11 protein-coding genes and 1 riboswitch are annotated in these 11,838 nt (G+C 69.3%); of the genes, 9 read left to right on the top strand and 2 right to left on the bottom strand.

Annotated elements, in window-relative coordinates; genetic code table 11:
* Positions 1–58: 58 nt before the first annotated feature.
* A riboswitch (glycine riboswitch) is annotated at positions 59–165 on the bottom strand.
* 150 nt (positions 166–315) lie between these two features.
* Complete coding sequence (locus AB0M26_RS05235) at positions 316–1,119, top strand: AAA family ATPase (RefSeq protein WP_365255241.1); 804 nt, start codon at positions 316–318, stop codon at positions 1,117–1,119.
* Positions 1,120–1,252: 133 nt separating this feature from the next.
* On the opposite strand, the gene AB0M26_RS05230 is transcribed toward AB0M26_RS05235, so the two are convergent.
* Positions 1,253–2,140 (bottom strand): hypothetical protein, encoded by an 888-nt coding sequence (locus AB0M26_RS05230; protein ID WP_365254754.1) that lies wholly within the window; start codon positions 2,138–2,140, stop codon positions 1,253–1,255.
* A 228-nt stretch (positions 2,141–2,368) separates the two neighbouring features.
* Between AB0M26_RS05230 and AB0M26_RS05225 the strand changes: the two genes are divergently transcribed.
* The 8 genes from AB0M26_RS05225 to AB0M26_RS05190 all read left to right on the top strand — a co-directional run bounded on the left by AB0M26_RS05225 (position 2,369) and on the right by AB0M26_RS05190 (position 11,069).
* A complete protein-coding gene (locus tag AB0M26_RS05225) occupies positions 2,369–3,208 on the top strand; it encodes an enhanced serine sensitivity protein SseB (RefSeq protein ID WP_365254751.1) in 840 nt (279 codons plus the stop codon).
* 132 nt (positions 3,209–3,340) lie between these two features.
* The gene (locus AB0M26_RS05220) at positions 3,341–4,159 is read left to right on the top strand and encodes an enhanced serine sensitivity protein SseB C-terminal domain-containing protein (RefSeq protein WP_365255238.1); all 819 of its coding nucleotides are present in this window, start codon (positions 3,341–3,343) and stop codon (positions 4,157–4,159) included.
* A 459-nt stretch (positions 4,160–4,618) separates the two neighbouring features.
* The gene (locus AB0M26_RS05215; RefSeq protein WP_365254748.1) at positions 4,619–5,617 is read left to right on the top strand and encodes an ABC transporter permease; all 999 of its coding nucleotides are present in this window, start codon (positions 4,619–4,621) and stop codon (positions 5,615–5,617) included.
* Between the two features lie 114 nt (positions 5,618–5,731).
* On the top strand, positions 5,732–7,459 hold the full coding sequence (locus AB0M26_RS05210) for an ABC transporter substrate-binding protein (RefSeq protein ID WP_365255235.1): 1,728 nt from the start codon (positions 5,732–5,734) through the stop codon (positions 7,457–7,459).
* A gap of 119 nt (positions 7,460–7,578) precedes the next feature.
* Positions 7,579–8,577 carry an ABC transporter permease gene (locus AB0M26_RS05205; RefSeq protein ID WP_365254745.1) on the top strand — a complete coding sequence of 333 codons (999 nt, stop codon included), beginning with the start codon at positions 7,579–7,581 and terminating at the stop codon, positions 8,575–8,577.
* Positions 8,574–9,707 carry an ABC transporter ATP-binding protein gene (locus AB0M26_RS05200; RefSeq protein ID WP_365254742.1) on the top strand — a complete coding sequence of 378 codons (1,134 nt, stop codon included), beginning with the start codon at positions 8,574–8,576 and terminating at the stop codon, positions 9,705–9,707. The genes AB0M26_RS05205 and AB0M26_RS05200 overlap by 4 nt, the downstream gene beginning before the upstream one ends.
* Positions 9,708–9,795: 88 nt before the next feature.
* Positions 9,796–9,921: a hypothetical protein gene (locus AB0M26_RS05195; RefSeq protein ID WP_365254739.1), complete on the top strand. Its 126-nt coding sequence runs from the start codon at positions 9,796–9,798 to the stop codon at positions 9,919–9,921.
* 14 nt (positions 9,922–9,935) lie between these two features.
* The gene (locus AB0M26_RS05190; protein ID WP_365255232.1) at positions 9,936–11,069 is read left to right on the top strand and encodes a dipeptide ABC transporter ATP-binding protein; all 1,134 of its coding nucleotides are present in this window, start codon (positions 9,936–9,938) and stop codon (positions 11,067–11,069) included.
* Positions 11,070–11,160: 91 nt separating this feature from the next.
* Here AB0M26_RS05190 and AB0M26_RS05185 read toward each other — a convergent pair whose 3' ends face one another.
* On the bottom strand, positions 11,161–11,787 hold the full coding sequence (locus AB0M26_RS05185) for a TRIC cation channel family protein (RefSeq protein ID WP_365254736.1): 627 nt from the start codon (positions 11,785–11,787) through the stop codon (positions 11,161–11,163).
* Between the last annotated feature and the right edge of the window lie 51 nt (positions 11,788–11,838).

The following is an 11,838-nucleotide window of genomic DNA, read 5'->3' as shown; positions in this document are numbered from 1 at the left end:
CAGGGCTACGGCTTGCACCTTGGGTGGGGCCGCCGGGCGGCCCGCTTTTCAGATGTGCCTAATCCGCGCGGTACGGGGCCTGAGAGATTCAAGGGAGGACTTGCTCCTTCGGCGCCCCGGCGCCCGGCACGACTGCCGGTCCGGGGACTCTCCCGCGCGGGATCGAACGGCCGGTATGGAGTTGGCGCGGACATCATTGCACGACTGTCCGATGTTCGGGCGGGTCGGTGGCGAGGTATCGAGCTTGTACCGCATTGCCGTTTCTTGACACTCTGCTCCGGAAGAGCGCAGTGACCGGACCGAACGGGGAGGACGATCACGGTGCACAGGGACAGCGCGTACGCGACGTCGGCCGGGACGGCGGCCCCGGGGGGCGCGCCGCCCGGCGGCACCGCTGAGGGCCGCACCCGCCTCGTGCCCGGGACGGCGGGGCCCGGACGGAAGGAGCGTGCCCGCGCGGTCCCCGCGGTCGTCCGCCCGGGTCTCCGGGGGGACGTGACGGATCTGCGCGGGGGCGGTGGTCCGCGCGATGTGCCGGACGATCTGCCGTCCGCGGCCGGGCAGGCGGGAGCGCTCCGCTACCCGGCCGGTGACGTGCTCGTCGTCTCAGGGCTGCCGGGCAGCGGCAAGAGCACCCTGATCAAGCGGGCCGTCGCCGGGCTGGATCAGCGGGGCCGGGGCGTGCGGCGGATCGACTCCCAGGACATGCGAGACCGTTGGCGGCGCGTCGTGCCCGGCTTCTTCCCGTACGCCCTGTACCGCCCGCTGGTGCGGATCGCGCACTACGCCGGGCTGCGGCGCGCCCTCCGCTCGGGCGACAGCGTCGTCGTCCACGACTGCGGCACGCTCGCGTGGGTGCGCGGCTGGCTGGCGCGCGACGCCAGCCGCCGCGGCCGGTCACTGCACATGGTGCTGCTGGATGTGGAGCCGGAGGTCGCCCTGAAGGGGCAGGCCACGCGCGGGCGCGGTGTCTCGCAGTTCGCCTTCGCCCGCCACCGCCGCGCCGTGGGGCGGCTGGTCGCGGACGCGGAGGGCGGGCGTCTTCCGGACGGTTGCGCCTCGGCTGTGCTGCTGGACCGAAGATCCGCGAGCGCCGTACGGCGCATCGGCTTCGAGTAGCCGGAACGCCGGCCGGTCGGCCGGGGCTCCGGTTCGCACGGTCCGGCTACGGGGGTGCGCCCTCCGCGTTTTCCGCGCCCTCCGCGTTTTCCGCGCCCTCCGCGTTTCCGCGTGGACTCTTCCGTCGACCGTCTCAGCTCGCGGGCCAAGCGGCGGGCAGGTTCGCGGAGTTCGACGAGTCCGAGGAGTTCGACGAGTCCGAGGAGTTCGACGAGTCCGAGGAGCTCGAGGAGGTCGAGTTCGAGGAGGTCGAGTTCGAGGAGGTCGAGTTCGACGTCGAGTTCGAGGTGGACGACGGCTGCGAGGCGCCCGGCACCTCGGGCGACACCGGGACCTCGGTGGCGCCGGGGGAGGTCGGGACCTGCGGGGCGCCGGGGACCTGGGGCAGCCTCGGCAGGCCGTCGAGGTTCGCCGTGGGCAGACCGCCGCCGACCATGACGCTCGTCACCACGTTGACCGTACCGGTGAGGAGGTTCTGCACGGCGGAGGAGATGGCGTTCGGGTCCCCGGCCGAAAGGGCCTGGAGCAGGGAGTCGAGACGGCTCTGCAGATCGGCCGTCGCCTTGGCCTTGAGGTCCTGGCCGGGGTCGCCGGCGCGGCGCGCCTTCGCGGCGGGGTACGGCAGATCGTAGGCCGGGAGGACGACGGGGTCCTGGCCGGGTGCGGGCTGGGCGGAGGGCTGCGCGGGGGTCTGCGTGACGGAGGCGAGCGCCTGCTTGATCTCCTCCGCGCGGCTGGTGGCCTCGGCGACCGGCAGCCTGCCGTCGGGGGCCTGGAGCACCGCCTGCACAAGGTCGTTGACAGGACGGGTGATGCTGCCCATGTCGTCGAGCAGCTTCGCCTGTCCGAGCAGGTTGTCGGCGCCGGGCAGAGGGGCGTCGGAGGCCTTCCGGTCGGGCGCGGTACGGGCCGGTGCACGGGTGTCGGTGTCGGCGACGGCAACGGCGGCACCGGTTCCGATCACGAGTACGCCGCACACGGCGGACGCGACGAGGACGCCGCTCTTCCGGGACATATGCATGGTGAGTGTGCTCCCTTCGGGTGTCAGTCGGCCTTTGTCCCACCGTCCGGAGGCCCAGCACGGTGTGCAACTCGTCGTTACGCAGAGCGACGCCGCTGCCGTGGCGCCGGCAGCCAGGCCGTCACCGGTGACCTGCGCTTATGCCGCGGTTTCGAGCAGCCCGGGAGAAAGCGCATGTGCAGCCGTTAGGGTGCGTGGGCGATTCGTACGCGACAGTGGATGGGCCCGGTGACCATGACGGAGCAGCACGGCTACTCCTCCTTTCCTTCCGGCGGAGTGCCGGCCGACGCCGCACACGCCGGCGGACCCGGGCCTCTCCCGGGCTTTCCGTGCAACGCACTGGAGGAGACGCTGGCGGCTTCCGTGGGAGTGCCCGGTGCGGGCGCGCGCATCGTCGAGATGCTGGGCCGCAGCCACGTGTGGGTGCCGCTGCCGGAGGGCGGGGGCCGCGAGAGCCGGAACCTCGATCTGCCCACCGTGGAGATCGAGGGCGCCGCCTACGTCCCGGTGTTCAGCTCGGAGCAGCAATTCCTCCAGGTCGTCGGGGCGCACATGTCCTTCACCGTCGCCCCCGCCCGGGAGTTCGCCCGCGGCCTTCCGCCGCAGCTCGGCATCGCGGTCAACCCCGGCGGCGCGGTCGGCGTCCCGCTGCCCCCGGCCGCCGTTGCCGAACTCTGCCGCACCGGCCGCACCGAACTGGACCTGCCCGTAACCGAGTACGCGGCCGGGTCACCGAGCGGCGGACGGGTGCGGCTGTTCGAACCGGACTGGCAGGAGGAGCCGGTCGACTTCCTCGGCGCCGCCGCGGGCGAGTTCCTCACCACCGGCCTCGTCCGCACCGCCCGCCGCGCGCTGGCGAGCGTCGAGGGCGACCCGCCGGCGCTCTTCATCGGCGTCGAACTCCTGCGCTGCGAGCCGCAGGACCGGGACGTGGTGCTGAACGCTCTCGGCCGGGCGCTGGGCGTCGCTCCGGTGCCCTGGCCCGTACAACTCGTGCTGCTGGACGTCGCCCAGGACCCGGTCGTCGACTGGATGCGGGAGCGGGTACGCCCGTTCCACACCGCGTAGACCTCCGTAAGCTGGTTGGATGAGCGAGGGGTGCACGCGAGAGGCCGGTGCTGGCCGCGCTGTGCCGAGGAGAGAGGGCAGAAGTCGGTGAGTGCGGGAGGCGGCACGGCTGCGGTGGGGGCCGTGGAGCGGATGCTGCAGCAGGTGACGCCCGGGCGGTACGACGCCTATGAGGCGCTGTTGCGTGCCCTCGCCGACGGCCAGGTGTGGATGCTCCTGTGGCAGGGTTCCCCGGGGACGCCGGACGCCCAGTACGGGAACATGGAGGTGGACGGCCTGGGCTACGCGCCCTGCGTCACCTCCTCCCACGAACTGGCGGCCAGCGGCTGGAACCGCGCTCACGAGGTGGTCGCCGGCCACGACGTCGCCGCCTCCCTCTACCCCGACCACTGGGGCCTGTGGCTCAACCCGCACGCTCCGGGCGGAGGCGTCGGAATCCCGTGGGCGGATATGCGCCGCATCGCGGTCGGCCTCGACCAGCTGCCCGCCGGACCGCTGCGGTTGTCGGAACCGACCATTGAAATCGCCCAGTTCTACGCGCTTTTGACCCAGAATGCCCATCGCACGCCCACAGTGCGTTCCCTGCGCCGAGCCTGGGTCCAGCCCGCGCTCGGTGCGCCGTACTTGGCCATCGGCCTGGATCTGTACGACACGAGCCCGCCGGCCGTGGAGTCCGCGCGGGCGATGATGCAGCAGTCGGTGGGCGCGGCCCCCGAGGGGCTGCCGGTGTCGACCGTGGCGATGTCGGACGACCACGATCCGGTGGCAATGTGGCTGAGGGCCTTCGCCCGTCCCTTCTTCGACCGCGATGTCCAGGGTGGACAGCGTCCCATGGGTCCCGCGGCCCCCGTCTCCCCGGCGCCCGGCTACGGCTACCCGCCGCCGGGACCCGCGCACGGCAACATCTCGCCCCAGGGGTGGCATCCCGGGCCCGCTCCGCACGCCTACTGAACCGCCGCCCGGTCCCTTGCGCCTGCTGCACCGCTCGCCCCGCCCCGTACGTCTACTGAACCGCCGCTCAGTTCCTCTGCTGTGACCGGACCTCTGCTCAGTCCTCGACACCCCCGTCCGCCATCCGGACAACTCCGGGCGAAGTCCTGCCATGCGGAGGACTCGCGGGCGTTCGCCTTTGTCAAATGATGGGAGTACGGGCGGTTTTGGCCGCCGGCTTCGCGTCTCTTCCATGCGGCCGGTTGCTCCGCTGAGCAGACCGTCTCGTCCGAAATCCGGAAGCTCCCAGGCCACATCACAGTTGCGCATCCTTTCCCAAGGAAGGCTGGCACCTGATCGCAAACGCGATGAAGACTCACGTTCGCCGGGCCATCGGCCCTTTGTGCGATGTGAAGATCAAGGCCGCTACAGCGGCAGGCGCTGGCCGGCCACCGCCGGTCGAGAGGGGTCCCCACCACGATGACGGCACCTATGCACGACACGGTTCCGGTCAAGGGCGACGAGGCCGGTGTTGCCGCTGACGTCACGAAGAAGGCCGTCGAGGGCCGTTCGCTGGGTCGTATCGCTTGGAACCGGTTGAAGCGGGACAAACTGGCCCTCGCTGGTGGGGCGATGGTGCTCATCCTGATCGTGGTCGCGGTCTTTGCCCCGCTCATCACGAGTGTTCTCGGCCATGATCCGAATGAGCATCACGAGGACCTGATCGACCCGCTGTTCGGCACCCCGGCGGGCTCCTGGGGCGGCATCAGCTCCGAGCATCTGCTGGGTATCGAGCCCGTCAACGGCCGCGACGTCTTCAGCCGCATCGTCTTCGGCGCCCGCATCTCGCTGCTCGTCGGCTTCCTCTCGGCCCTGGTCGCGGTCGTGTTCGGCACCGTCCTGGGCATTCTGGCGGGCTACTTCGGCGGCTGGGTCGACGCCGTGATCAGCCGCGTGATGGACATGCTGCTGGCCTTCCCCCAGCTGCTGTTCATCATCTCGCTCATCTCGGTGATGCCCAACCAGCTCCTCGGGCTCGAAGGCACGGGCGTGCGCCTGCTGGTGATGATCCTGGTCATCGGTTTCTTCGGCTGGCCGTACATCGGCCGCATCGTCCGCGGCCAGACGCTGTCCCTGCGTGAGCGCGAGTACGTGGAGGCGGCCCGCAGCCTCGGCGCCGGGCAGCGCTACATCCTCTTCAAGGAACTGCTCCCCAACCTCATCGCCCCCATCACCGTCTACACGACGCTGATGATCCCGACCAACATCCTCACCGAGGCCGCGCTCGGCTTCCTCGGAGTGGGCGTCAAGCCGCCGACCGCGTCCTGGGGAAACATGCTCTCCGCCGCGGTGCGCTACTACGACTCCGACCCGATGTTCATGGTGATCCCGGGCGTGGCCATCTTCGTCACCGTCCTTTCGTTCAATCTCTTCGGCGACGGCGTGCGCGACGCGCTCGATCCCAAGGGAACCCGCTGACTCCCCCCACTTAAGCCCCACCCCCGGGCCCTGCGCAGCCGTGCGGGCCGTGACATACACGGAGGATCCGAGATCGTGACAACCCAACGCACCTCGAGGCGCAGACTGGCCGCCATGTCGGCCGTCGTGGTCGCGGCCCTGGTCTCCACCGCGGCCTGTGGCGGTGGCGGCAGCGACAGCGACAGCAAGGGGGCCGGCTTCAACGCGGGCGTCGAGAAGATCGCCAGCGCGTCCGACAAGAAAGGCGGCACGCTGAAGTTCATCGGCGTGCAGGACGCCGACTCCTGGGACACCACCCGCGGCTACTACGGCTTCGCATGGAACTTCATGCGCTACTACAGCCGTCAGCTGGTCACCTCCGACACGGCTCCGGGCGAGAAGGGCCTGGAGCTGAAGCCGGACCTCGCCAAGTCCAAGGCGAAGATCACCGACGGCGGCAAGACGTACACGTACGAGCTGAAGGACGACGTCACCTGGGAGGACGGCAAGCCGATCACCGCCCAGGACATCAAGTACGGCATCGAGCGCCAGTGGGCGCAGGACGTGCTGTCCGGCGGCCCCGTCTACCTCAAGGACATCCTGGACCCGGACGGCAAGTACAAGGGCCCGTACAAGGACAAGTCCAAGGACAAGCTGGGCCTGAAGGCCATCGAGACGCCGGACGAGAAGACCATCGTCTTCAAGCTCCCGAAGGCCAACAGTGACTTCGAGGAGATCCTGGCGCTGCCGTTCGCCTCGCCGGTCCGCCAGGACAAGGACACCAAGTCGAAGTACGGCCTGAAGCCGTTCTCCTCCGGCCCGTACAAGTTCGAGTCGTACACGCCGAACAAGAACCTGACCCTGGTCCGCAACTCCGAGTGGAAGCAGTCCTCGGACGACATCCGCAAGGCGCTGCCGGACAAGATCACGGTCACGCTGCTCACCAACGCCGACGAGATGGACAACCGTCTGATCTCCGGTGACTACGACCTCGACCTCAACCAGACGGGTATGTCGCCCGCCGGCCGTACCAAGGCGCTCAAGCAGCACAAGGAGAGCCTGGACAACCCGGTCATGGGTTACATCCGCTACGCGGTGTTCCCGCAGACGGTCAAGCCGTTCGACAACATCCACTGCCGCAAGGCCGTGATCTACGGTGCCGACCACAAGTCGCTGCAGAACGCCCGCGGCGGTCCGCTGGCCGGTGGCGACATCGGCACCAACATGCTGCCGCCGGTCGTTCCGGGTGCCGACCCGTCCTACGACCCGTACGGCACGGCGAAGAACGGCGGCAAGGCGGACATCGCCAAGGCCAAGGAGGAGCTGAAGGCCTGCGGCAAGCCCAATGGCTTCAAGACCACCATCGCCGTCCGCAACAACAAGGACGTCGAGGTGGCCACCGCCGAGTCGCTCCAGGCGTCGCTGAAGAAGATCGGCGTCGACGTCGAGGTCGACCAGTACGACGGCGCCCAGACCAGCGGCATCATCGGTAACCCCGAGGTCGTGAAGAAGAAGAACTACGGCATCATCATCATGGGCTGGGGCCCCGACTTCCCGACCGTCCAGGGCTACGGCATGCCGCTGTGGGACAGCAGCTACATCCTGCCGAACGGCAACAACAACTACGCGATGATCAAGGACAAGTCGATCGACAAGAAGTTCGACTCGTTCGTCGCGGAGCTGGACGACACCAAGCGGGAGCAGATCGCCTCCGACATCAACAAGCAGGTGATGGAGGGCGGCTACTACCTGCCGTTCGTCTTCGAGAAGATCCTCAACTGGCGCTCGCCGCGACTGACCAACGTCTACTCGACCTTCGCGTTCAGCGGTCAGTACGACTTCACGTCGCTGGGCGTCAAGTAAACCTATCGCCGGCGCACCCGCCGCTAGGCACGAAGGGCAGGTGAAGGCCGCGACGGCGGCCCGGTGAACTCCCGGACGACCTCCGGCAGTTCACCGGGCCCGCCAGGGGCCCGAGAGCAGTGCTCACTTACATCATCAGGCGGCTGTTCGCCGCCGCCGTGATGCTGATCGTCATCATGCTGGCGGTCTTCAGCATCTTCTTCCTGATTCCGAAGTGGACCGGTGTCGACCCGGCCACCATGTACGTCGGCAAGCAGTCCGACGCGGCGGCTCTGGAGGGCATCCGGGAGAAGCTGGGGCTGGGCGACCCGATCCTGGTCCAGCTCTTCGAGTTCTTCAAAGGCATCCTCGTCGGCCGCGATTACACCGGCGGCGGCGACACCATTCACTGCTCGGCGCCTTGCTTCGGATACTCCTTCAAGACCGAGCAGGCCATCTGGCCGATCCTCGCCGACCGTCTTCCGGTGACCCTGCAACTGGCCGTCGGCGCCGCCTTCCTCTGGCTGTTGATCGGCCTGACCGCCGGCGTCGTCTCGGCGCTCAAGCGCGGTTCCGTCTGGGACCGGGGCGCCATGGTCGTCGCGCTCGGCGGCGTCTCGCTGCCGATCTACTTCACCGGCCTGGTGTCGCTGGCGATCTTCTCCTACGGACTCGGCTGGGTCAGCAACGAGTACACCCCGCTCGAGGACAATGTCGGCGACTGGTTCAGCGGCATGATCCTTCCGTGGGTGACCCTCGCGTTCCTCTTCGGCGCGATGTACGCCCGTCTCACCAGGGCCACCATGCTGGAGGTCATGGGCGAGGACTACATCCGCACCGCCCGCGCCAAGGGCCTGCGAGAAACGGTCGTCATCCGCAAGCACGCCATGCGCTCGACCATGACCCCCATCATCACGCTGCTCGGCGTCGACCTGGGCGCGCTGATCGGCGGCGCGATCCTGACCGAGACGACCTTCAGCCTGCCCGGTCTCGGCCAGGCCGTGCTCAAGGCGATCGGCGAGCGCGACCTGCCGCTGATCCTCGGTGTCACGCTGATCACCGCAAGCGCCGTCGTCATCGCCAACCTCGTTGTGGACGTGCTCTACGGCGTGATCGACCCCCGAGTGAGGCTCGCATGAGCACTGCATCCGTCCCGGGGGACACCCCCGGAACCCAGGTGACGAAGGCAGGTGCCGTGGGCGAGCCGGTGGCCGCGGGAGCGGCTCCGCCGTCCTCGGCCTTCCTCGAAGTCCGCGATCTGAAGGTGCACTTCCCGACCGAGGACGGCCTGGTGAAGGCCGTCGACGGGCTCTCCTTCTCCCTGGAGAAGGGCAAGACGCTCGGCATCGTCGGCGAGTCCGGGTCCGGTAAGTCCGTCACCTCGCTGGGCATCATGGGCCTGCACCGGGTCGGCCAGTACGGCCGCCGGAAGACACGGATCTCCGGCGAGATCTGGCTCGACGGGCAGGAGCTGCTCAGCGCTCAGGCGGACGAGGTGCGCAAGCTGCGCGGCCGCGAGATGTCCATGATCTTCCAGGACCCGCTGTCCGCCCTGCACCCGTACTTCACCATCGGGCAGCAGATCGTGGAGGCCTACCGGATCCACCATGACGTCGACAAGAGGACCGCCCGCAAGCGCGCGGTCGAGATGCTCGACCGCGTCGGCATCCCGCAGCCCGACCAGCGGGTGGACAACTACCCGCACGAGTTCTCCGGCGGTATGCGCCAGCGCGCGATGATCGCCATGTCGCTGGTGAACAATCCCGAACTGCTGATCGCCGACGAGCCGACCACGGCCCTCGACGTCACCGTCCAGGCGCAGATCCTGGACCTGATCCGGGATCTGCAGAAGGAATTCGGCTCCGCGGTCATCATCATCACCCACGACCTGGGCGTGGTCGCCGAGCTGGCCGACCAGATCCTGGTCATGTACGGCGGCCGCTGCGTGGAGCGCGGCACGGCCGAGCAGGTCTTCTACGAACCCCAGCACCCGTACACCTGGGGCCTGCTCGGCTCCATGCCGCGGATCGACCGCGACCAGACCGAGCGCCTCATCCCGGTCAAGGGCTCCCCGCCCAGCCTGATCAACGTCCCGAGCGGTTGCGCGTTCAACCCCCGCTGCCCGTACGCGGACGTGCCCAAGGGCGGTGTCACCCGCACCGAGCGGCCGGAGCTGCGCGAGGTGAGCAGCGGGCACTTCTCCGCCTGCCATATGGCGCCGGAGGACCGGGAGCGGATCTGGACCGAAGAGATTGCGCCGAAATTGTGAGCGACGCACGCGAGGCCGCCGGCCTGCAGAAGGCAACGATGGCAGCACCTCTGCGCCGAGCGGGCGGAGAAGCGAACCGGAGGGCGCTGTGAGCGACGCACGCGAGGCAGCCTGCCTGCAGAAGGCAACGATGGCAGCAGCTTTGCGCCGAGCGGGCGGAGACGGGGGCACCGCCCAGGCGGAGGCTCTGGCGGAGAACGGAGAGGCGCTGTGAGCGAGGACGAGCCGATGACGATCCCCGGACAGGCCGGCGCGGCCGACGCGGAGGCCGTGGCCAAGACGGCGACGGCGACCTCTCCGGACCCCCGGCCCGGTGAGACGCTGCTCAAGGTGACGGGGCTGACCAAGCACTTCCCGATCACCAAGGGCATCCTCAAGCGCCAGGTGGGCGCGGTGAAGGCGGTCGACGGCATCGACTTCGACGTGCGGGCGGGGGAGACCCTCGGCGTCGTCGGCGAGTCCGGTTGCGGCAAGTCCACCATGGGCCGTCTCATCACGCGACTGCTCGAACCGAGCGGCGGGAAGATCGAGTTCGAGGGCGAGGACATCACCCATCTGGGCACGGGCAGGATGCGGCCGCTGCGCCGCGATGTCCAGATGATCTTCCAGGACCCGTACTCGTCGCTGAATCCGCGGCACACGGTCGGCGCCATCGTCAGTGCCCCGTTCAAGCTGCAGGGCGTGCGCCCCGAGGGCGGCGTCAAGCGGGAGGTCCAGCGTCTGCTGGAGGTCGTCGGCCTCAACCCCGAGCACTACAACCGCTATCCGCACGAGTTCTCCGGCGGTCAGCGGCAGCGCATCGGCATCGCGCGGGCGCTGGCGCTCAAGCCGAAGCTGGTCGTGGCGGACGAGCCGGTCTCCGCGCTGGACGTGTCGATCCAGGCCCAGGTGGTCAACCTGCTGGACGACCTCCAGGACGAGATGGGCCTCACGTACGTGATCATCGCCCACGACCTGTCGGTCATCCGGCACGTCTCGGACCGGATCGCGGTCATGTACCTCGGCAAGCTCGTCGAGCTCACCGACCGCAAGTCGCTCTACGAGACGCCCATGCATCCGTACACCCGCGCGCTGCTCTCCGCCGTACCGGTGCCGGACCCCAAGCGGCGTGCCAAGCGTGACCGGATCCTGCTGCAGGGCGACGTCCCTTCGCCGATCAAGCCGCCGTCCGGCTGCCGCTTCCACACCCGTTGCTGGAAGGCGACGGAGCTGTGCACGACGCAGGAGCCGCCGCTGGTGGCGCTGCGGACGGGGCATCAGGTGGCGTGCCACCACCCGGAGAACGCGCCGGATCAGGCACCCGGGGACACGCCCCTCCCGGGGGCCGACGAGGTGGCCGACGTCGTCACCAAGGACGACTAGCCGGGACAGGCATGCGGTCCGGAGAACCGGGCCGGTTCCTCGGGCCCACGTACCGCCGGTGCGTGGGCCCGAGCCGCTCGCGAAGTCCTCGTCACGCGCCGGGCCCGGGCGTCCGGCTGCCGTGCGGGCGGGGCAACTGCACCCCGAGGTACACGGCCGCCATGCGAAGGGCGAAGACGAGCGCGGCCGACACCGTGGTGGCCGTCGTCGCGTCCGCACCGGCCGCGTCCAGCGCGAGATAGGCGCCCGCTCCGGCGGCCGCGGCCGTCGCGTACACCTCCTCGCGGAGGAGCAGCGGCGGGAGCTCCCCGCACAGCACATCGCGCACGACCTCACCCGTCACTCCGGTCATGACGCCGAAGATGATCACGGCGAGCGGTGTGACGTCCGAATCGATGGCCGCCTGGGCGCCGATCACCGTCACGACGGAGAGGCCGAGCGCGTCGACGAGCAGCAAGGAGCGCTCGGGGAGCCGCCAGAAGCGGAGATAGACGATCGTGGCGCTGCCGACGCAGGCGATGACGGTCAGCAGGACCCAGTCGTGCGTCCAGTACAGCGGATGCCGGTCGAGCATCAGATCCCGCAGTGTGCCACCGGAGATGGAGGCGGCGAAGGCGAGGGTCAGGCCGCCGAAGGGGTCCATGTTCGCGCGGTGGGCGGCCAGCACCCCGCTCGCCGCGAAGGCGGAGACGCCCACCAGGTACAGCACGTGCAGCATGATCGTTCCCAGCCTCGGATCCGTGCACCGGCTGCCGGAGCACCGGCGCAT

Origin of the sequence: Streptomyces sp. NPDC051776, from assembly GCF_040681345.1 — a bacterium.
Classification (GTDB): Bacteria; Actinomycetota; Actinomycetes; order Streptomycetales; family Streptomycetaceae; genus Streptomyces.
The sequence above is the reverse complement of the archived record's forward strand: the minus strand, read 5'-3'. Positions and strand labels throughout refer to the sequence as shown.

Excerpts from the sequence above, each read along its gene's own strand:
- AB0M26_RS05210 (WP_365255235.1), top strand. The coding sequence starts at position 5,732 with ATGTCGGCCGTCGTGGTCGCGGCCCTGGTCTCCACCGCGGCCTGTGGC.
- AB0M26_RS05230 (WP_365254754.1), bottom strand. The coding sequence starts at position 2,140 with ATGCATATGTCCCGGAAGAGCGGCGTCCTCGTCGCGTCCGCCGTGTGC.
- AB0M26_RS05185 (WP_365254736.1), bottom strand. The coding sequence starts at position 11,787 with ATGCTGCACGTGCTGTACCTGGTGGGCGTCTCCGCCTTCGCGGCGAGC.
- AB0M26_RS05190 (WP_365255232.1), top strand. The coding sequence starts at position 9,936 with ATGACGATCCCCGGACAGGCCGGCGCGGCCGACGCGGAGGCCGTGGCC.
- AB0M26_RS05215 (WP_365254748.1), top strand. The coding sequence starts at position 4,619 with ATGACGGCACCTATGCACGACACGGTTCCGGTCAAGGGCGACGAGGCC.
- AB0M26_RS05200 (WP_365254742.1), top strand. The coding sequence starts at position 8,574 with ATGAGCACTGCATCCGTCCCGGGGGACACCCCCGGAACCCAGGTGACG.
- AB0M26_RS05220 (WP_365255238.1), top strand. The coding sequence starts at position 3,341 with ATGCTGCAGCAGGTGACGCCCGGGCGGTACGACGCCTATGAGGCGCTG.